20 protein-coding genes are annotated in these 20,167 nt (G+C 46.3%); 10 read left to right on the plus strand and 10 right to left on the minus strand.

What is annotated here, in order from left to right; all coding sequences use genetic code 11:
* Positions 1 to 5 precede the first annotated feature (5 nt).
* Both KNP98_RS07225 and KNP98_RS07230 read right to left on the minus strand, forming a co-directional pair.
* Positions 6 to 1,214: a glutathionylspermidine synthase family protein gene (locus tag KNP98_RS07225; protein ID WP_214811007.1), complete on the minus strand. Its 1,209-nt coding sequence runs from the start codon at positions 1,212 to 1,214 to the stop codon at positions 6 to 8.
* Positions 1,211 to 1,540: a hypothetical protein gene (locus KNP98_RS07230; RefSeq protein WP_029332046.1), complete on the minus strand. Its 330-nt coding sequence runs from the start codon at positions 1,538 to 1,540 to the stop codon at positions 1,211 to 1,213. Before KNP98_RS07230 ends, KNP98_RS07225 begins: the two co-directional genes overlap by 4 nt.
* 144 nt (positions 1,541 to 1,684) lie before the next feature.
* On the opposite strand from KNP98_RS07230, the gene KNP98_RS07235 reads away from it, so the two are divergent.
* The 4 genes from KNP98_RS07235 to KNP98_RS07250 all read left to right on the plus strand — a co-directional run bounded on the left by KNP98_RS07235 (position 1,685) and on the right by KNP98_RS07250 (position 5,935).
* Positions 1,685 to 2,131, plus strand: coding sequence for a hypothetical protein (locus tag KNP98_RS07235; protein ID WP_214766360.1), 447 nt, complete (start codon positions 1,685 to 1,687; stop codon positions 2,129 to 2,131).
* An 87-nt stretch (positions 2,132 to 2,218) separates the two neighbouring features.
* Positions 2,219 to 2,392, plus strand: coding sequence for a hypothetical protein (locus KNP98_RS07240; RefSeq protein WP_012371785.1), 174 nt, complete (start codon positions 2,219 to 2,221; stop codon positions 2,390 to 2,392).
* 35 nt (positions 2,393 to 2,427) lie between these two features.
* Positions 2,428 to 3,984, plus strand: a complete 1,557-nt coding sequence (locus tag KNP98_RS07245) for an ABC-F family ATP-binding cassette domain-containing protein (protein WP_214766358.1) — start codon at positions 2,428 to 2,430, stop codon at positions 3,982 to 3,984.
* A 1,165-nt stretch (positions 3,985 to 5,149) separates the two neighbouring features.
* Complete coding sequence (locus KNP98_RS07250) at positions 5,150 to 5,935, plus strand: alpha/beta hydrolase family protein (RefSeq protein ID WP_214805299.1); 786 nt, start codon at positions 5,150 to 5,152, stop codon at positions 5,933 to 5,935.
* A gap of 17 nt (positions 5,936 to 5,952) precedes the next feature.
* Here the strand turns inward: KNP98_RS07250 and KNP98_RS07255 are convergent, their stop codons facing one another.
* Genes KNP98_RS07255 through KNP98_RS07265 form a run of 3 tightly spaced genes read right to left on the minus strand, consistent with a single transcriptional unit; the run spans position 5,953 to position 7,720 of the window.
* Complete coding sequence (locus tag KNP98_RS07255; RefSeq protein ID WP_214766354.1) at positions 5,953 to 6,525, minus strand: ferric reductase-like transmembrane domain-containing protein; 573 nt, start codon at positions 6,523 to 6,525, stop codon at positions 5,953 to 5,955.
* A complete protein-coding gene (locus KNP98_RS07260) occupies positions 6,513 to 7,403 on the minus strand; it encodes an FAD:protein FMN transferase (protein WP_214766352.1) in 891 nt (296 codons plus the stop codon). The genes KNP98_RS07255 and KNP98_RS07260 overlap by 13 nt, the downstream gene beginning before the upstream one ends.
* An 11-nt stretch (positions 7,404 to 7,414) precedes the next feature.
* A complete protein-coding gene (locus KNP98_RS07265) occupies positions 7,415 to 7,720 on the minus strand; it encodes a hypothetical protein (RefSeq protein ID WP_214770178.1) in 306 nt (101 codons plus the stop codon).
* 112 nt (positions 7,721 to 7,832) lie between these two features.
* Here KNP98_RS07265 and KNP98_RS07270 point away from each other — a divergent pair, with 112 nt between their 5' ends.
* From KNP98_RS07270 to KNP98_RS07280, 3 genes are all read left to right on the plus strand, one after another.
* On the plus strand, positions 7,833 to 8,510 hold the full coding sequence (locus KNP98_RS07270; protein WP_214766348.1) for a response regulator transcription factor: 678 nt from the start codon (positions 7,833 to 7,835) through the stop codon (positions 8,508 to 8,510).
* On the plus strand, positions 8,503 to 9,669 hold the full coding sequence (locus tag KNP98_RS07275; RefSeq protein ID WP_214766346.1) for a sensor histidine kinase: 1,167 nt from the start codon (positions 8,503 to 8,505) through the stop codon (positions 9,667 to 9,669). The genes KNP98_RS07270 and KNP98_RS07275 overlap by 8 nt, the downstream gene beginning before the upstream one ends.
* Positions 9,670 to 9,749: 80 nt before the next feature.
* Positions 9,750 to 10,157, plus strand: coding sequence for a DUF2231 domain-containing protein (locus KNP98_RS07280; protein ID WP_088838199.1), 408 nt, complete (start codon positions 9,750 to 9,752; stop codon positions 10,155 to 10,157).
* A gap of 84 nt (positions 10,158 to 10,241) precedes the next feature.
* On the opposite strand, the gene KNP98_RS07285 is transcribed toward KNP98_RS07280, so the two are convergent.
* From KNP98_RS07285 to KNP98_RS07305, 5 genes are all read right to left on the minus strand, one after another.
* Positions 10,242 to 11,477, minus strand: a complete 1,236-nt coding sequence (locus KNP98_RS07285) for a DEAD/DEAH box helicase (protein ID WP_088838200.1) — start codon at positions 11,475 to 11,477, stop codon at positions 10,242 to 10,244.
* Positions 11,478 to 11,579: 102 nt separating this feature from the next.
* Positions 11,580 to 11,879 carry a DUF3817 domain-containing protein gene (locus KNP98_RS07290; RefSeq protein ID WP_088838201.1) on the minus strand — a complete coding sequence of 100 codons (300 nt, stop codon included), beginning with the start codon at positions 11,877 to 11,879 and terminating at the stop codon, positions 11,580 to 11,582.
* A 76-nt stretch (positions 11,880 to 11,955) separates the two neighbouring features.
* A complete protein-coding gene (locus KNP98_RS07295) occupies positions 11,956 to 12,921 on the minus strand; it encodes a ring-cleaving dioxygenase (RefSeq protein ID WP_088838202.1) in 966 nt (321 codons plus the stop codon).
* A gap of 121 nt (positions 12,922 to 13,042) precedes the next feature.
* The gene (locus KNP98_RS07300) at positions 13,043 to 13,243 is read right to left on the minus strand and encodes a cold-shock protein (protein ID WP_012371797.1); all 201 of its coding nucleotides are present in this window, start codon (positions 13,241 to 13,243) and stop codon (positions 13,043 to 13,045) included.
* 260 nt (positions 13,244 to 13,503) lie between these two features.
* Positions 13,504 to 15,882 carry an immune inhibitor A domain-containing protein gene (locus KNP98_RS07305; RefSeq protein ID WP_159173227.1) on the minus strand — a complete coding sequence of 793 codons (2,379 nt, stop codon included), beginning with the start codon at positions 15,880 to 15,882 and terminating at the stop codon, positions 13,504 to 13,506.
* A 245-nt stretch (positions 15,883 to 16,127) separates the two neighbouring features.
* On the opposite strand from KNP98_RS07305, the gene KNP98_RS07310 reads away from it, so the two are divergent.
* The 3 genes from KNP98_RS07310 to KNP98_RS07320 all read left to right on the plus strand — a co-directional run bounded on the left by KNP98_RS07310 (position 16,128) and on the right by KNP98_RS07320 (position 20,027).
* On the plus strand, positions 16,128 to 17,621 hold the full coding sequence (locus KNP98_RS07310; RefSeq protein WP_214805303.1) for an HD domain-containing phosphohydrolase: 1,494 nt from the start codon (positions 16,128 to 16,130) through the stop codon (positions 17,619 to 17,621).
* 22 nt (positions 17,622 to 17,643) lie between these two features.
* Positions 17,644 to 18,078, plus strand: a complete 435-nt coding sequence (locus KNP98_RS07315; RefSeq protein ID WP_214805305.1) for a GyrI-like domain-containing protein — start codon at positions 17,644 to 17,646, stop codon at positions 18,076 to 18,078.
* A gap of 413 nt (positions 18,079 to 18,491) precedes the next feature.
* Complete coding sequence (locus KNP98_RS07320) at positions 18,492 to 20,027, plus strand: M4 family metallopeptidase (RefSeq protein ID WP_214802294.1); 1,536 nt, start codon at positions 18,492 to 18,494, stop codon at positions 20,025 to 20,027.
* The last annotated feature ends 140 nt before the right edge of the window (positions 20,028 to 20,167 follow it).

The following is a 20,167-nucleotide window of genomic DNA, read 5'->3' on the forward strand; positions in this document are numbered from 1 at the left end:
TCCTCTCAATCTTGCAATCGCCCAATCGGTAAAAAGTAAGAACGATTTCCGGTGATTCGTTCGCCTGCTCGGACAGCAATCGCACTTGCCCGACCACCGAGGACGAACACGCCAAACATATAGGCCACTTCCACTCCATTACTAAGTACATGCGTCGGCAATGCTTGATACTGTTGATAAACCGATGCTTGGTCACTAAAGGAACGCTGTTCATTCGATAACAGGATACGACCATCTGCTTGATAGATCGTTACCGTATCACCTTCTCTGCCAAAAACCGGTTTCTCGACAAAGGCGTGTCGCTGTTCAAGAAATACATCTGGTTCAAGATACGTTGGTAAAAAATAACGTTCTATGATTTGATGATCACGTCCTGTTAAATAAGCGTGGTCTGCTTCATGCAGTGCCCAAATCACTGCAAGAACGGACTTTGCTTGCATCAGAAACGCCGATGGTGGATTGATGATCTCGAGCAATCCTTGTTCGACGAGTTGTAACAATAAGACACCGAGTTCACGTCCCGTGTCATCGCGATCGAGAAGCGCCATTTCAATCGGAAAGGTCTGACGGTATAAAATATCAATCCGTCGTCCGTCCTGGTCGTACAATCCATCTTCCGGTCGAATTTCAAGGGCGTTAAGCGGGCAATACGCTGCCCCGTCCACGAACCCTTGCAAGTATTCTGTCGTCAGACGATCCTCGATATTGTCCCCATGTGACGTAAAGACGACATGCGGGCGTTGCTGCGTTCGATGTGTCGCTGCTGCGACGGCGCGACGGATGCTTGTCGCTAATTTCGCCGCTTCATCCGGGTTCACTGCCATCATGTGGCGTTTTTGCGCAATCCGGTCATTGACGTCAAACGATTCTTTAATGAACGTCGGCGTATCGGCATTCCACTCCATGACGGAAATCCGATCATCCGTCACGATGAAGTCGAGCCGACTGATGATTGATAAGGGGCGCATCGTCTCTAGACGGAGAAAGGGAAGTGCTTGTTTTGGATACCCGAGCTCGAGTAACGCATCGTCTTCCATCGTTCGTAGAATCGGTGCGACTTTCTCAAAAATCAGATACACGTCTCGGGCAGCTACCCGCAAGCGCTCCAGCGTCCGCGACGAAACCGTTAAAACATCAGTCAACGCATAGATTTCACCATCCAACTCATCCCAAAACGACTCAATGTCACCATATAAATCCTCTCGTTCACTCATCCGCCAAAGAAACCAGACGACGATCCCGTCCCGAATCCTTTTGTCTTCGCATTATAACTTTTGACTGCGTTCGACTTCGGCGTATAGCCTTTCGTCCGCATCGCACTATGCATCAGGGCACGGGATGCAAAATAACTGCCTCCCCAGTAATAAAAACCAGAATGGGTCGATGTTGCATCATCACAATACCAGACGCCTTCTTCATTATCATATTCATAATCGTCACAATCCGGATCATCCGGACGTTCGGCTTGCGCATCGTCTGCACCGCAACCACTGAGTGTCGTTCCAATCAAAAGCGTCGCCGCAAGTGATGCTTGTTTCATCCATCTCACGATTCATACCCCTTTCTTAACAATTTGTTATTCTAAGTATACGCTTTTTCTCTTAAAAAAGTTTCCTTGTCGTACCGGAACTTTTTTCTGATCGTCCGAGTAGAACATATCATGCCGTTACAAGGAGGAATCACGATGTCACTTGCTTATTATGTCGAAGATCAAGATGAATATAAGTCGATTTATCAATACAGTCGTTTCGCAATCGAACCGGATGAAATCATCGCTCATCAATTATGTGAATTTCATATCATCGAAGGCCAACTGTATGAATTACGCTCCAACGAAATGGAGGGCGAGTACGATCAGCTGATCGTCGATCACGTCGAAGCCTCTCCGCTCGATGCAGAGGACCGGATTTATCCGCCTCATCAAATTCACATCGAGTTTCGCCGGTACATGCCAAGCAGTACATCACCACTTATCAAAACGATGACCGTCCCGAACCACGTCCAAGCGATGCGCTATTTAATTAAGGATAAGGTGACCGTGCCAGAGCATGGAACCTTTGAACGTGACAGCTGCGAAATCGACATCGACCGGAATTGTTATGTCATTTATCTCGGTCAGGTTGTCCGTTAAAAGGATGAATTAAGTAGAGTTCGTTTTCAAAAAGCGTTTTTTTTGGCATACTATAAGATAAGAACGAATTAATCGAGGTGAACACACATGAGCGAACAACCAAAAAAATTATCACTTCAAGAAGCGATGATTGAACAATTGAAAGCAAAAAAACAATCACAAACAAAACGTCCGACTGGTCTTCGTGGAACGGAAACGAAACAAATGACGAGCCAGAAGACGAAAAAGACGAACAACCAGAAAAAACGTACAGGTGTCTAATCACAGCGTTGAATTCATGAAATAAGGGAGTAGTTATGAGTATTTTAACGGTATCAAACTTAAGCCATGGCTTTGGTGATCGTGCGATTTTCGAAGATGTCTCGTTCCGCCTGTTAAAGGGTGAACACATCGGCCTCGTCGGAGCAAACGGTGAAGGGAAATCAACCTTCATGAACATCATCACTTCTCAGCTCGAACCGGATGAAGGGAAAGTCGAATGGGCGAAACACGTTCGTGTCGGTTATCTCGATCAGCACGCCATCCTTGCGAAAGGTTTATCGATTCGTGATGCGCTAAAAGGGGCATTCCAATACTTGTTCGATATCGAACAAGAAATCAATGACCTGTATGCGAAGATGGGTGAAGTCGAGCCCGAAGAACTCGAAAAGATGCTTGAGGAAGTCGGTGTCTTACAAGACATTTTAACGAATAATGATTTTTATACGATCGACGCAAAAGTCGAAGAAATCGCCCGCGGACTTGGTCTCGATGAAATCGGCTTAGACCGTGATGTCCATGAATTAAGTGGCGGTCAGCGTACAAAAATCTTACTTGCGAAGCTCTTACTTGAAAAACCAGATATCTTGTTACTGGATGAGCCGACCAACTATCTTGATGTGCAACACATCGAATGGCTGAAACGGTATCTCAACGATTACGAGAATGCATTCATTTTGATTTCGCATGATATTCCATTCTTAAACAGCGTCATCAACTTGATTTACCATATGGAAAATCAAGGCTTGAGCCGTTATGTTGGTGACTATGATAATTTCTTGACGGTCCATGAAGCGAAAAAGAAACAGCTGGAGTCTGCCTTTAAGCGCCAACAGCAAGAAATTTCTGAACTTAAAGATTTCGTCGCCCGTAACAAGGCGCGTGTCTCGACACGAAACATGGCGATGTCCCGTCAGAAAAAACTCGACAAGATGGATGTCATCGAGCTTGCACAAGAACGTCCGCAACCGGAATTCCATTTCCAGACGGCTCGGACACCAAGCAAGCTGATGTTCGAAGCAAAAGGTCTTGTCATCGGCTACGACGAACCCCTCTCGCGTCCGCTCGATTTAACGATCGAACGGGGGCAGAAAATCGCATTGCATGGTGCGAACGGAATCGGGAAGTCGACGTTACTGAAAAGTTTACTCGGTGAAATCCCCGCTGTTTCAGGGATGGTCGATCGCGGTGAAAACTTGCACATCGGCTATTTCGAACAAGAAATCAAAGAGAAGAATTCGAACACGTGTATCGAAGAAATTTGGGGGACGTTCCCATCCTTGACGCAACAACAAGTCCGGGCGATGCTCGCGAAATGTGGTTTGATGACAAAACACATCGAATCTAAAATTGAAGTACTCAGCGGTGGAGAGAAGGCGAAAGTCCGTCTTTGTAAGCTGATGAACACGGAATCAAACATTCTGGTTCTCGATGAGCCAACGAACCACTTGGACGTCGAAGCGAAAGAGGAATTGAAACGGGCCTTGCAAGAATATAAAGGAACGGTCCTCTTGATTTCACACGAACCTGAATTTTATGAAGCAGTCGCAACTGACTTATGGAACTGTGAATCATGGACGACAAAAGTCTTTTGATTGATTCCCTCTTATTCTTTTAAGAACGATGATTTGAGCCGCCCTGTTGATTGGGGCGGCTCTTTTTGTTTTTTATCGAAAAAGAGAATGGCAGTAATGCGGATTTTGTCAGGTCCTTTGGGTGAACGATAGTGATTCAAAGCTTCTTCCTTTCCGTTGCTTTCCTCAAGCGCATGACTTGTCAGCTCCCTTGGATGAACGGCACAGTGGTACGTGATTCAAAGCTTCTTCCTTTCCGTTGCTTTCCTCGGGCGAGGCGCAAGCCGTTGCTTCTTGTCCCGTAAGGACAAGAAGCAGGGTCTCGCCTGCCTCTGACAGCGCGTTAAAACGCGCCTTATCCCGTAGGAGTCAACGGAAAAGCGAAGCTTTTTTAAGATTTCCCTAAGAAGGACGACATGTAACGCGAATATCTTGAAGCGCATTCCGGCTTGGATCGCTTCCGTAGCGAAAAGCGGGCGTCCGCGACCCTGCAACGCAGTGAAGCGGCGTGGACGCTCGCCGCTCGGAGACGAGACAAGGTGGAGACGCGCGGCACACTACGCACCTCTTTATCTCAGTATGCTGCAATTCGAAACGGGGCATCTCTGACCTGGAGTCAACAAAAAAAGAAAGCTTTTTTAAGATTTCCCTAAGAAGGACGACATGTAACGCGAATATCTTGAAGCGCATTCCGGCTTGGATCGCTTCCGTAGCGAAAAGCGGGCGTCCGCGACCCTGCAACGCAGTGAAGCGGCGTGAACGCCCGCCGCTCGGAGACGAGACAAGGCGGAAACGCGCGTCACACTACGCACCTCTTTATATCAGTATGCTGCAATTCGAAACGGAACATCTCTGACTTGGAGTCAACGAAAAAGAAAGCTTTTTTAAGCTCCCCCTAAGAAGGGCGACATGTAACGCGAATATTTTGAAGCGCATGCCGGCTTGAATCGCTTCCGTAGCGAAAAGCGACGTGGACGCTCGCCGCTCGGAGACGAGACAAGGCGGAGACGCGCGGCAGACTACAAGCTAGTCGATTTCAAGCACACCCCTATCCCGGCTCTCAAACGGCGGGGCGCAAAACGTTCTTTTCTTACTTTATTTTTTGTTCATAGACTTAACGATTGCTTTGCTTCCTAACTTGTATCACACTATGAAACATACGAAACTTTTTAAAGGAGCGAATGAGATGGAAACAATCACGAACAAAGCTAGTCTTTCTTTAATTGCCATACCGAGCGGAGGGAACGAAGCGCTATTTTGTCGTCTATATTCTCCGGCAAGTACAGGTCCCGCTCCGTTAATCGTCCTCTTCCACGGGTTTCCCGGGAAACAATTGAACATGGACTGGGCGGTCCGTCTCCAAGAAATCGGCTACCATGTCCTCGTGACCTCTTACCGCGGCAGCATCGGCAGCCCGGGTGCGTTCCGTTTTCGTCATGTCCTGGAAGATGCGACAGCGATCATGGAGCACGTCGCTTCTCCGACCTTTATAGAACAGCATGATGTGCTCGGCGACCAAATTACGATTGTCGGTCACAGCATGGGTGGATTTGCTGGTCTACACGCGTTTGCTGCTGTTCCGCACATCAAACACTACATCGGAATTTCTCCGTTCAACTTCGGTCTAATCGGTCAACTGATCCTCGACTACCCGGAACACGAGGACGCCTTACGCGGTGTTCTCAGCCGCGGTGCGTCTTTCCTTACAGCGACTGACGGTGACACGTTACTCGAGGAGTTAAAAGCTAACCATGCGAGTTGGAACCTTCTTGCGCTCAAGGAAGAACTAAAGAACCGCTCGGCATTGCTCGTCACATCTGAACGGGATGAAACATCTGTCAAAGCGCTCCACCACGACCTCCTTCAAAACGCCGGTTATTTCGAAGAACTGGTCGTCGACAGTGATCACAACTACATCGAAAATCGGGAAGACGCTTTTGTCGCGTGGACGAAGTGGCTCGAGCAACAATGAATAAAACCGGAATCCTCTTAAGACGTCGAGGATTCCGGTTTTATTTGAACTTTTGTTTTAGGACGCAGACGCATCCGGTAAAGAATCAGTACGATGAATGTCAGTGTCGAAGTCGCGTACCAGATTGTCGTAAACAACGTTCCCGTATCTGTCCCGATGAAGAGACCATGGAGCGTCATCAACCCCCAAGCCGGTAAGACAAGCCAGTGCGTTAATTTCCATAAGGTTTTTCCGAGCGTCTCTTTTAGGAAGTCCGACGTGATCAGGACAAAACCGAAGAGATAAAGACTGATTGTCCCAAAGGCATTCCACAGTGGTTCGTAAGAAGCGTTGCCCGGTATCAAAATCTCGAGGATGGATAGCGGTGCATACGTATCCACGATAATCAACGTCGCGTGGAGGACAATCGCGAGCAGTCCGGCCCATCCGCCATAGAGATGGATGTTATGAAGTCGTGCTTTTTGTTTTCGGAGATTCGGAAATGAGCCTAGTAATCCAGCTAATACGGATAATGTCATCAAAAAGTGACCCGCTAGCCCACTGAGACGAATCATCGTCCAGGTCGAAAACATCCATTTCAACCAGTCCATAGTGCACACTCCCCTTTCTTCTCGGATATGATTTCACCTGACGCGTCGAGTAACAATAATCGTCCATTCGGAAACCATTTGAATAACTTCTCTTGCCGTTCCTGTTCTGTCATCTGAAAAGCAAGTTTCGTCATTACTTCTGCTTCATACAGCTGTGGAGCAGAAGCCGTCACTTGAATGAGCGGTGTCTCAATCGGTCGCCCCGTTTTACCGTCAAGTAAGTGATGATTTATCCGTTCGCCGACATGCCAGGAGCGATAAATTCGATTCGAGGTTGCGATCGCCCCTTGTCGAAGGCTGATTTCCGCGATTTCTTCGTCTGTATGCGGATGTGTAATGCCAATCTTCCATGGTGTTTCGTCCGACCAGACGACGACATCACCGCCAGCTTCAATCAATCCGCGTCGTCGTTCTTTCCGAAGCCGTTGCGCCACCATCATTGCTGCTGCGCCTTTCCCGATTCCACCTAAGTCAATTGCTCCTCCACCGACACGTGTCACTTCAAGTCCTTCGAGAATGAAGGGTGTAATCTCTGGGGGACCAACCCGCTCCGACTCAGTCGCATAGTGAAACGGAAAGGAATCCCGGTATCCGTTCGCCTGTTGTTGTTCAAGAAGAAACGGAGAAAAATAGTGCTCCGTCTGTTCAAAATAACGAATCGAACGCTTTAGTAACCGAGCGAGTGGTAACGAAATCGATAAGGTTTCACCGATTCGAAGGCGATTCAACCGATTCACTTCACTCGCTTCAGCAAACCGTGACCACTCTCGATCAACGTAGCTGAAAAATCGTTCAATCTCCTGCCATTCTTCTTCAGGAATCTGATTTTCCGTCACGAATCGAATCGTATTATGCATCGAATAGAGTTGTCGTTCCATCACTTGACCTCCTATTTCGAGTGACTCGAGCGTCCGTCGCTATTTCCGCTCGGCTGGCTGAATCCGGAAGAATCCTCTCCTGACCATCCCTCATCATCATCATAATATCCGCCATCATCGTCTGACTCCTCGTCACCATAAGAATCCCCTTGCGTCGGTTGACTCGGGAAATTCGTTTCATTCGAATACGTATCCCCTGTACTGACCGGTGTCGTCGATTGTCCATCTGAGCTGACACTTAATTGACCAATCGCTAGACCGATAAACACCGTACTACTTAAACCGACCATCCATTTTGCAAACGGCTTTGGTTTCATCTTCCTTCATCCTCTCTCGTTTGTTGTTATCTTTACTGTAGCGCTAAAAACTGATAACTAGCTGACGGCAACTATGGGATAATAAGAAAAAATGAACGCGGGGGGAAAATTCATGCGTGTATTGATTGCAGAAGACGATCAGCGGCTCGCAAAAATGCTTCGACTCCATCTCGAACGTGCCGGCTACCAAGTCGATGTCGCACACGATGGTGTCGATGCACTCAATCAATGCCAGACATTTCGTTACGATTTGCTTGTTCTCGATTGGATGATGCCTCATAAAAGTGGGGTTGAGGTCGCAGCTGAACTTAGAAAAAATCGTTTTGAAGGTGGTATTTTAATGTTGACGGCACGTGATACAGAAATCGACCTCGTCCATGGTCTCGATAGTGGTGCCGACGACTATCTCGTCAAACCGTTTCAATCGAATGAATTGCTTGCCCGTCTCCGCGCATTAAGTCGTCGACAAAAAAAGGCCTTCGTCGATACGGTATCTTTTCAAGGACTTGAACTCGATGTTTCATCGCAAATGATTTCCTATAATCATCATCCACTTGAATTGACACGTCGTGAATTTGAATTTCTATCACTCTTATTACGTCGACCGGAACAAGTGATGGGTCGCGAACTGATTATCGAAGTCGTCTGGGGAATTGGTGCCGACATTACGGACAACGCTCTCGATGCCTTGGTCCGTCTCGTCCGTAAAAAATTAGAGGCGGTTGGCGCTCCACCACTCATCAAGACCGTCCGCGGTTTCGGGTATCGTCTTGGTGACCACCATGCTTGAAGTGATCCGAAAACGGCTGACCCTTTTATTCAGTGGGACCTTCTTACTGTTATTAATCCTCATACTCGTTGGCGTCTATTTTACGACGGCACGGTTACTCGACCAGACAGAGCTCAATCAATTAAAAAACATCTCGAACCGTGACGTCTTCGAACGAATCGAACATGGTGAAGATCGCTTGACACCTAATCCGATTTATTTTCAAGTGCTGGACGAAACGGGTGAAGAACAGTATTCGAGTCTTCCGGATGATTTAACGGAAGAGACCGTTCAGCGTTTCGTATCCTCTGCTCAAGAAACTGAAAAAGTGACTGTCGAGGATCACCATTTTTTATTGTACAAACGCGACACGAACGAAGGCTCCATCGTTCTTTTAAAAGAAACGTCCGCTACACGCGATACACTCCAACGTTTAATCGCTGTCTTATCTGGAATCGCCGTCTTATCGACGTTGATTTTGATGGGACTCAGTTATGTTCTCGCCGGTCGAGCCGTCCAGCCCGTCCAACAAGCTTTCGACCGGCAACGTCGCTTCACGTCGGACGCCTCCCATGAACTGCGCACACCGCTGACGATTTTATATAGCGGAATCGAATTGCTTGAAGCTGAACCGCTCAGTCGTGAGGGACAGACGATTCTCGACGATTTGAAAGCCGAGACGACTTCGATGCAATTACTCGTCGCGGACTTGCTGTTGCTTGCCCGCGGGGGTCAATCCATGACCCTGCAATCCGTTGATTTCAGTACGCTCGTCTCAAAGACCGCTGAACGGTTCGCCCATACATTATCCAACCGGACACTGCGAATCGAGATTGAACCGAACCTCTTAATTAAAGGGGACGCTAACCAATTGACGCGCTTATTAATGGTCTTTCTAGAAAATGCTTCCGTCTACAGTGACGGACCAATCAAGGTCCGCTTGTCAAAAGCCCCTGGCGAAGTTCAGCTGACAATCGCTGATGAGGGAATCGGTATCCCGAAAAGTGATCAGGCAAAAATCTTCGAACGCTTCTATCGCGGGGACCACGCTCGCCACGGAACAGGGACCGGTCTCGGCCTCGCAATCGCTAGCTCGATTGCTGATGCCCATAACGCGAGCATCGAGGTCGACTCCAGTCCAAATGAAGGAACACGGTTTACGATTCATTTCCCTCATTAAATAAAGCCGTCAGCTAACTATCAGGTAGCAGGGGTAAAGTAATGAATAGTCATACACTCATTACTTAAGGAGGATTTATCATGCTATTCGGTGTTCCGCTCCACCCCTTACTCGTCCATGCTCCAATCGGTCTGTTACTGTTCGCTACACTACTATTATTCTTTAGTTTAAAATGGGTTCAATTGAAATTGTTTGCTCTGATTACCCTATTCACCGGTCTCCTCGCAGGGGTCGCTGCGTATCTATCCGGAGATGAGACAAAAGACTATGCCCGTTCGACGTTCAATGCGACACGGGCTGCGATTGAAGATCATGAACACTTTGCGCTTTACAGTCTGATTGCTTTCGGTATTTCCTTTGTATTGTTGATTTTCAATTATCGATCAAATAAAAAAATGCTTCTTATCTTCAGTCTAATCGTCGCTGTGATTGGTAGTGGATTACTTGCTTATGCCGGTCATCTCGGCGGACAGATGGTCTATAAATAACACAGACCAGTAAAGCGTCTCTTCAACGATAAAAAATCCCATTTCCGATGAATGGAAACGGGATTTTTCTGTAGATTGATTTGCTTACTTCCGGTGTGTCCGTCCTGGGCGACGATTATTCGACCGGCGTGTATTGCCACGGCCTTCCGTTGTCGGCTTTTTCGTGCCTTTACTCTGGTCATGCTGTGCCCGAATCATTTCATCTGACAATTCGACGACGATTGGTGTAACTTCGACCCCAAGTTCGCGTTCCATGTCACGGAAACTCCGACCGTCTTTCGGTGTGACGATCGAAATCGCGACGCCGTCGTTCCCGGCACGTCCCGTCCGCCCAATCCGGTGGACATAGCTTTCTGCATCGTCCGGCAAGTCATAGTTGAAGACGTGTGTGACACCTGTGACATCCAGTCCGCGTGACGCAACATCGGTCGCAATCAAGAATGGTGTTTTCCCTTGATAGAACTTCGACATCGCCTTTTCACGTTTTCCTTGCGTCAATCCACCGTGTAACTCGTCCGTCGGATACCCTTGCATTTGCAATTCTTCGTTTAATTTCGTTACGCGACGTTGCGTCCGACAGAAAATGATTGCGGCATACGGGCGCATTTCGTCGAGCATCGTCCGAAGTGTCGCTTGCTTACGACGATCCGTCGTTTCGACGACGAATTGTTCAATCGCATCGACCGTTACTTTTTCAGCTTCGACTTGAATTTCAATCGGGTCACGAAGGTACGTTTTCGCGAGTTGCTCGACTTTTGGTGGCATCGTCGCAGATAACATGACGAATTGACGATCGACCGGTGCTGCTGCGATGATATCTTCGATTTCCGGTAAGAAACCAATTTGAAGCATCTGATCGGCTTCATCTAAGACGAGTGTCTTCAGCGCGCTCAAATCGAGTGTTCCCCGTCCGACATGGTCTAAAATTCGTCCAGGTGTCCCGATGATGATTTGCGGCATCCGTCCGAGACGTTGGATTTGTTTAAAGACATCTTGTCCGCCGTATACAGCAAGTGCCCGAATGTCTTCCATATTCCGAATCAACTTATGTGTTTCGTCGGCAATCTGACGCGCAAGTTCACGTGTCGGTGCGACGATCAATGCTTGAACCGTTTTACTCTCTAAATCGATTTGCTCGAGAATCGGTAACAAGAAGGCAAGTGTCTTCCCTGTACCTGTTTGTGCTTTTCCTATTAAATCACGTCCCGCAAGCAAATGCGGAATAGCTTGTTCTTGAATCGGTGTCGGTTGTTTGATGCCTTGCTTTTGTAGTTTTTTTATCCACAATTCTTGAATGTTTAATGTTTCGAATGTTGACATAGTATCCTCCTAAAAATTATCCACAGAAAAAAGCTGTGGATAACCTGCTTCGCATAGACAAAAACAGTTATCCACAGCCGTGCTTTTACTAGTATACACAATTTACGCGTTTGTTGCTTCCTGTTTTAGCTTTCGATCGAGTACAAACGTACCAAACGGAATGAAGGATGCGATAAAGGCGATACCTGCTTTGACAAACGACCAGCGGTATTTAAATTTAACGACGACAAGCCATAACGCATACATGACAAACAACACACCGTGCATGGCTCCAACGACCGAGACCGCCTCAGGAATTCCTGCCATATATTTTAACGGCATCGCAATCAGCAACAATACTAAAAATGAAATTCCCTCTACAATCGCAATTAACCGAAATTGACCTAACGTAGTTCTTAACATCCCGTCACTCCTTTTCGTGATTCTTTCTTTTAGTATACGGGACGTCGACGTCTCTGTGACCCGTGTCACAGGATTGTCAGATTTCGAGTGGACGAAGACGTGCTTCAATCTGCTCACGTTGTGGTTCTAAAAATGGTGGTAGTGCGAGTGTCTCGCCTAACTCCTCAATCGATTCATCTGTCGCAAATCCCGGTGTATCCGTCGAAAGCTCGAATAAAATATGATTCGGTTCCCGGAAGTACAAGGCTTGAAAGTAATGGCGATCAACTTTTCCGGAGTTCGGAAGACGGTAGTGGTTTAAACGCTCGACCCATAGATCATATTCCGCACTGTTCGGTACGCGGAACGCGACATGGTGGACACCGCCGCGACCAAGACGTTCTCGATCGAGATCCGGTCGCGCTTCGAGGTGGACTTCGGCTCCGATTCCTCCTTGACCCGTTGCATACACTTCAATATCCGCAAACTCACCCGCAAGCGACGGATAACTGCCGATTTTTTTAAAACCGAGGACTTCCGTCAAAACGAGCGCTGTTGGTCCCGGGTCGTTAACGGTCAATGTCACGGCACCTAAGCCGACGATTGCATGTTCTGCTGGAATCTCGTCGTGTTTCCAAGGTACGCCACCCGGGACGCCTTGTTCCCCATCTTCTGCGACGAGAATCAAACGTGTCCCTTCTTGGTCACGAAAGGCAAGCGTTTGTCGCCCTGCCCGTTCGATGATTGAATCATGATCAATCTCTTTTTGCTCAAATCGCTGTGCCCAAAACTTGAGTGCTGCCGTTGTCTTAACGCGAAGTGATGTTGAAGAAATACTCGATGCACCAGGTACACCTGTTCCGAGATGCGGAATGTCGAAGAACGTCAGATCAGTCCCCGGATTTCCTTCCGCGTCCCCATAAAATAAATGATACGACGTCGTGTCGTCTTGGTTCACTGTTTTCTTAATTAAGCGCATTCCAAGGACTTGCGTGTAAAATTGATAGTTCCGTTCCGCCATCCCGGTCAAAATTGAAACATGATGAATACCGAGTAATTCCATCTTTGCCACTCCCTTTTGAATTTGATTATATGCAAAGCATAGCGCACAGATATCTTAAATTCAAGATATTAAGACAATAAAAAAACCGCTCTTCCGAAGAAGAGCGATTGAATAGTTGAAATTAAAGTTTTACGACGTTAGCAGCTTGTGCTCCACGTGCGCCTTCAGTGATTTCGAATTCAACTTCTTGACCTTCGTCAAGTGATTTGAAACCTTCACCAGTGATTGCTGAGAAATGTACGAATACGTCTTCTCCACCTTCAACTTCGATGAAACCGAAACCTTTTTCTGCGTTAAACCATTTTACTTTACCTGTGTTCATGGGAACAACCTCCAAAAATAAATTACTTAATACATATGACGATGCATATGAAAGAAATTCATTATTGTCCCGAAATACATGGAGCGACGAAAAGATTGTTCGTGACGCAATGTGAATCAGTAGTGACAATAACAATATTAAGCTAACGTCAGTATAGTATGGATGCGCTTTAAAAGTCAAGTTGTCTGACCAATATTTTTTCCAATTGATTCCACTTTTCAAAAGAAAAACAGACCTGGTTTCCCAGATCTGTTTTGTTCTTAACGGTGGATCCAGACAGCTCCAGCAGAGTTATCTTTCGCTTCACCGATGACTTGAATTTTAAGACCATTGTTCGGAAGAAGTTTCCCTGCATCCGGGATCAATTGGTTGATATACGATTTAGAATCATCGAATTTCGTTACACCTGAGAGACCTTTGTAGTCGTAAAGACCACGTGTTGGTGAATCGATCAACCAAGAAGGTGCTTTATCGTAGCTGAATGCAGCATCCGCAACTTGGTAACGTGTGCTACCTGATACGACTGGCTTGCCTTTAAGCGTACCGACGATTGCTTCAGGGTGTGAATCGACGACACCGAGGAATCCTTCACCCGGGTGAACACCGACCCAGTTATCTGTGAAGCTAGAATCTGCGTACCAAACGACGAGACCTGTGTTGTATTTCACGCCACGCGCATGCTCAAGTGCTTTATCTGAGCCTGCGTAGTTACGCCATTCGAGGTAGTACGCATTGTCAGCATAGCTGAAGCCGTCAGACGCGATGAACCCGTCGAGTTTAAACTTCGGTGTACCTTCTGCATCATCTTCGAAGACGACTTTACCGTCGACTGTCAATTTCGCGTTATCAAGTGCGAAACCGTCGAGTGCAAGACCAGCATCACCTGTGTAATCAAATTTAAGCGTTACTTTTTTGCCTGCAAATTCGCTGAGGTCGTATGATTTATCGACCCATGCACCTTTTGAAGACTCAGCACGTTGATCACCATCAGTATCTTCGTCACCGATGACGTCGATGACTTTTTCTACTCCACCAGCTGTTGCTGTAACTGTCAAGAAGTCATAATCGAACTCGACATCAAAGTACGCTTTGTAATCAAATTTAGCAGCTTTAGCAGCTGTCAAATCGAATTCTGGTGACGTCATTGACGTATGAAGATCGTTTCCTTTTGTGCTGTAATAGTATTTTTTACCGAACGCCGGTGCAATTCCTTTGACCGGTTTTTTCGGTAAGTCTACTTTGATGATTCCTGGGTTTTTCGATTTTGTAACACTTTGATCGATATAAGAAGCAGTTCCTGCTTTTGATAACGAATCAAAATCGATTGTCTCGATATTCGCCCAGTTTCCACCCATCACGTTTTGGAAGAATTCTTTATTTTGTGGTGAGAAACTTGTTGGTTCTGTTCCGGCAACTTTCCCGTTCCAGCTACCGCCACTCATGATTGACCATGATGCGACCGGCTCGCCTTGACCTGTGTACTGTGTATCGTACTCATCTGGAAGACCTAAGTCATGACCGAATTCGTGTGCGAAAACACCGACCGCGCCGTCTTCAGGTTGAACCGTGTAATCGTAGGCAGCCATTTTACCGCCCCAATAGTTTACTTTCGCTACTGAGTCAGCAACAGGATATACGTTGCCGAGTGTCCAACGGTGTGACCAGATTGCGTCATCTCCGAGCGTTCCGCCCCCAGCTTCTTGTCCTGTTCCTGCATGGATGATCATCAAGTGATCGACGAGGCCGTCCGGCTCGTTCAAGTCGCCGTCTCCATCCATATCGTATTGGTCGAATTGATCGTACTCTGCTAAGTTGATGCCTGATTTTACTGCAGCATTCAACGAATCTTTAACGAGACCACGTGGACCCTTAGCGCCTGGAAGGTTATCGTTTCCGCCCGCTGGATTATCCGAACCGTAGTCTTTGGCTGTACCTGGAACTGTTAACCAGTTCGAGACCTTACCATCAACCGTGTAGCTTCCGCCTGACTGTTCTTCATAATACTGTTTAAACGTCTTGACCTTGTCTCCGTTAAAGAGTTCGAACTCTTTATTACCAAACATTAAATCTTGATAATGCTTTTGGTTGAAGTCATTCGAATACATGTATCCATCTTCTTGCACAACATTGTTATGCTTAAAGTCACTGTACTCAACGAGTAGAACAAGGACTTTATCTGTCCGTGTATCACCGTTGTATTTTGCTTGTTTAGCTTTGTCGACTTTGACAAACCCATCTTTTTTACCTTTTTTATAATTATCGTGCTTCTTGTTCAACTGTTTTGCGAGTTGATCTTTTTGTTTCGTCAAAAAGTCTTTTGTTTTTTGATCGAATTCTTTCGCTTTTTCTGACTCATGTTCAGCTGCTGGTTTACCGTTCGACTTTTTATCCAAATACTTTTGGACAGCCTTTTGTTTCTCAGCTGCAGATGATGCTTTTGAGACGACCCCACGATCCTGCAATACTTTTAAGAGACGTTCCTGATCGACTGTGTTCAAGTCCATCGGCGCTCCTACTGCTGCTTTTTCAGCAGCATCAACAGATTTTACCTTCCCACCAGGTAAAACCGGACTAACTGCGAATGCAGCTGCCGTGATTCCAGATAAAACGGCTAAGCTAAGCTGTTTCTTTTTCCCCACGTGAACTTACCCCCTATGTAGTAGTGAAAAGCACACTTTTAATATACTTTTCTGAATATTCAAATCATATGTTATTTTAGTTCGTTAATCAATTAGTTTTTGTATAATTAGGACTTTATAACTATACCTATTTTTGGAATTTAGTTTAATATTCTTACATCGTGCCGATATTAATAAGATAGACCATTATATAGTACTAGAAAAATTCTTTGCTGCACGCTTTGATTAAGAAGAGGAGGAATTCCATGCAACCTTTAAAACGTTTTGAGCGACAAGTCTTAACGAACTATTTAATCGGCTCATTCGTTGCCGTTTTCGGTGTCGGCAGTTTGTTCATCTTCGAAACACTGACCTTCAGTCCACAAGAGCGGATACTCTTGCTTGGTATCATGGCAGGATCTGTCACCCTGATGTTCAGCTTGGAATATACAATCTATCGCCGACACGTTCGGTCCCTTTATATAGTATTTCAATCAAAACAGCCCACTGCTGACGAATTGACAATTGCTTTTCAGACGACGCATCGCTTCCCGGTTTTGACGATGCAACGTATTCTCGGTCCACACTTTCTCGGATTATCACTTCCTTCTTCTACCTTGACAGCTTTCGCCATATACCGTGGTTGGCTCGACATGCCCTACTATTTGATTGGTCTCGCTTGTTTCGGGGCGATTCTCGTCGCGATTCTTCATGCTCTGATTGAATTTTTCCTCACTTACCGGGTCACGGAACCGATGTTGCTCGAGTTGACGAAACGATCTCAGGCGGCAGGTTACGGCGACATCGTCTTAAAGAAACAACATATGGTCAGCTTGCGCCAAAAAATGTTGATTAGTACACTCGTCATCGGTGTATTTCCAATCTTACTGTTCGTCCTCGCTTCTGCCGTTCAGTTAACGGAAAACGAAAGTCTTCAGTCTTATTGGAGTTGGGCGACGTTAATTTTGATTGTCATCCTCTGCCTTGCGACATTTTGCAGTCTTCTACTATATGAAAACATTAAAAAACCGATTCTTGCTTTGCAAGAAGGAGTTGCTCAAATCGAGTCGGGTCATTTGAATACGATTTCCAATCCCTACTCCGATGAATTCGCACACTTGATTGGCGGATTTAATTTGATGGTTGAAGGAATCGAAGGACGCGATTTAGAAAATGAACGCCTTTTAAATAGTTTATTTACGTTGTTTGCCGCGACTTTAGATGCTCGTGATCCTTATACGGCAGGGCATTCTTTACGTGTAGCGGAATATTCCGTTGAAATCGCCCGTGCCGCTGACTTACCTGATGAACAAATCGAGTTATTACGAAAGTCTGCTCTTCTTCACGATATCGGTAAAATCGGTATCCGAGATGCCGTTCTTTTGAAGGAAGGACGGTTAACGGAAGAAGAATTCGATGAAATCAAACGCCATCCGGTAATCGGTGTCCATATTTTATCGCAAGTTGATTTACCAGAGACGTTACAACCGATTCTTCCCGGGGTAAAGTACCATCACGAGCGTTATGATGGCAAAGGCTATCCGGAAGGCTTGACCGGCGACGCGATTCCGCTTTTCGGACGAATCATGGCAATTGCCGACGCCTATGATGCCATGACTTCCGATCGCCCCTATCGAAAGGGGATGCCCGCTGAACGAGCATTGTCGATTCTTGAAGAAGGAAGCGGCACGCAGTGGGACGCAACTTTTACTAAACTCTTCTTAGACTTAAAACGACGGAACTTGACTACTGCTTCTTGATTTCTGACGAAAGGAGTCTCAAATGCATCCTAAAATTGTTGAACGTCACGAGCTTTATGTAATCGGACTCAGCATGACGTGCGAAGAAAATGAACTCCATACATTGATGCCTGAACTATGGCGTGAATTTTCACGTCGGGCGCATGAAATTCAGGCAGTCGTACCGGACAGTTTTCCATTAGATGTTTCGCTTGCCCATCGCGGAACGACCTATACGCAATGCGTCGGCTTACCTGTCTCTTCACTCGAACGGGTTCCTAAGGGAATGAAAGGATACCATCTCCCTCCCGCTCGCTATGTCTTTTGGAGACATGAAGGACCAGACATCGAGATTTGGAAGTCGTTTGAAAAGATTCAACGTTTTGCACACAAACAAGGGGTTGAACTTGATCCACTTGATTTTAAAATCGATGAGACACGCGAAGGCACGCATCACTTATATCAACGAATTCTCTAAGGACTACTCAAATGAGTAGTCTTTTCCGCGTGTAGACAAACTTTAGCGTGAACTTACGATATCGAGACGGATTGTGCTCTAAACCGTCTGCATGCCCGGCTTTTCCTCCTGGTATTACCTACAAAGCGTCACGTTTCGTTGACTGCTACGGGAAAAGACGCTTTATCTACCGATAGTTCGTTGTCTACAATTTGAGGACTACTCACAGAATTTAAGGCCAGAAAGCCCGTTTCTTCAATGATAGGAGTGCTAGAAGAGTATTTCTTCACTCGATTTGTCTCAATGACTAAATTGTTCAGTACGGGTACTAAATACCTATTTTCAGAAAATTCTATTTAATCCGAATGCCTTATTCTCGTTCTCTATTTTGTTTGGCATAGTTAGACTCAACCCAAACAAGGAGGCGATTTATTTTGAAAAAGTTTCTCGCTACATCGCTTGTCGCAAGTGTACTTGTCGTTCCTACAGTCGTAGGCGCAGAAGGTCTTCAATCTGGCAAGTTGACGAAAGCATCGTCCGATCCAGCTGCATCAATCGTTAAAGAGTATGTCGAAGGTAAAGGTGACTTCTCTGTACAAGATGTTCAAAAAGATGGATCATCTCACATCGTACGTCTCCAACAAGAAGTGGATGGCGTCCCGGTCTTCGGTAGTGTCGTCGTCGGTAACGTTGCGAAAGACGGTACTTTAAAAGCAATCGTCAATGATGCAGTCAAGGTCAAAGGGAAACCAGGTCTCGATAAGAAAATTGCAATCTCTGAAAAGAAAGCTTTAAAGTTGTATAAAAAATCAATCAAAGCAACAGAATTCGAAGTGGCTCCAACGAGTGAACTCGTTGTCTATCCAGTCAAAGACGATGCTGTCTATGCTTATAAAATCACATCGACTGTCTTAGCTGGCGACGAGCCGTCACGCTGGACATACTTCATCGATGCAAACTCTGGTAAGGTCATCAACAAATATGACCAACTGGCACATGCGAAACCAGTTACGACAATCACCGGAACAACGACAGTCGGTTCAGGTACGACGGTTCTTGGAACAAGTGCTACATTCAACACAACGAAGAGTGGTTCTTACTACTACCTTCAAGATTCAACACGCGGTAAAGGCATCTCGACGTACGATGCAAAAAACCGGACATCACTTCCAGGATCACTTTGGGCGGATGCCGACAACGTTCTCAATGCTACTTACGACCGTGCCGCTGTCAGCGCACAAGTCAATGCAGTGAAAACATATGACTTCTACAAAAACACATATGGCCGCAACAGTTACGATAATGCGGGTGCAGCACTCAATTCAACGGTTCACTATTCTTCACGCTACAACAATGCGTTCTGGGATGGATCAAAAATGGTCTACGGTGACGGAGACGGTTCGACATTCACATATCTTTCTGGCGCACTTGATGTAGTCGCTCACGAATTGACGCACGCTGTCACTGAATACACAGCAGGACTCGTTTACCAAAACGAATCGGGTGCGATCAATGAGGCTGTTTCGGATATCATGGGAACAGTTGCAGAGTACTCAGTCGGATCAAACTTCGACTGGCTCGTCGGTGAAGACATCTACACACCAGGTGTAAGTGGCGATGCTCTTCGTTCAATGTCTAACCCTGCCGCTTACGGAGATCCAGACCACTACTCAAAACGTTACACAGGTACGGCTGATAACGGTGGTGTCCACACGAACTCTGGTATCGTCAACAAAGCCGCTTACCTCTTAGGTAACGGTGGTACACATTACGGTGTCACTGTACCAGGCGTCGGCGTACCGAAACTTGGTGCCATCTACTACCGTGCCCTTAACGTCTACTTGACTCCGACTTCGAACTTCAGCTACCTCCGCGCAGCAGTCGTTCAATCGGCAAAAGACCTTTACGGTTCTTCAAGTGCTGAAGCAGCCGCTGCAGCAAAATCATTTGATGCAGTTGGCGTCTACTAAGAAAACCTCCTCCCAAGGATTTTCTCTTTCCTCTCGAGTCGATGACTCGGGAGGTTTTTATTGTGGAACCAACGCAAAAAAGCACGTTCACTCGACGGAATGAACGTGCTTCAGACTTTAGATAAAATGAAAGACAGGAC

The organism is Exiguobacterium sp. s127, assembly GCF_018618695.1.
GTDB classification, from domain to species: domain Bacteria; phylum Bacillota; class Bacilli; order Exiguobacteriales; family Exiguobacteriaceae; genus Exiguobacterium_A; species Exiguobacterium_A oxidotolerans.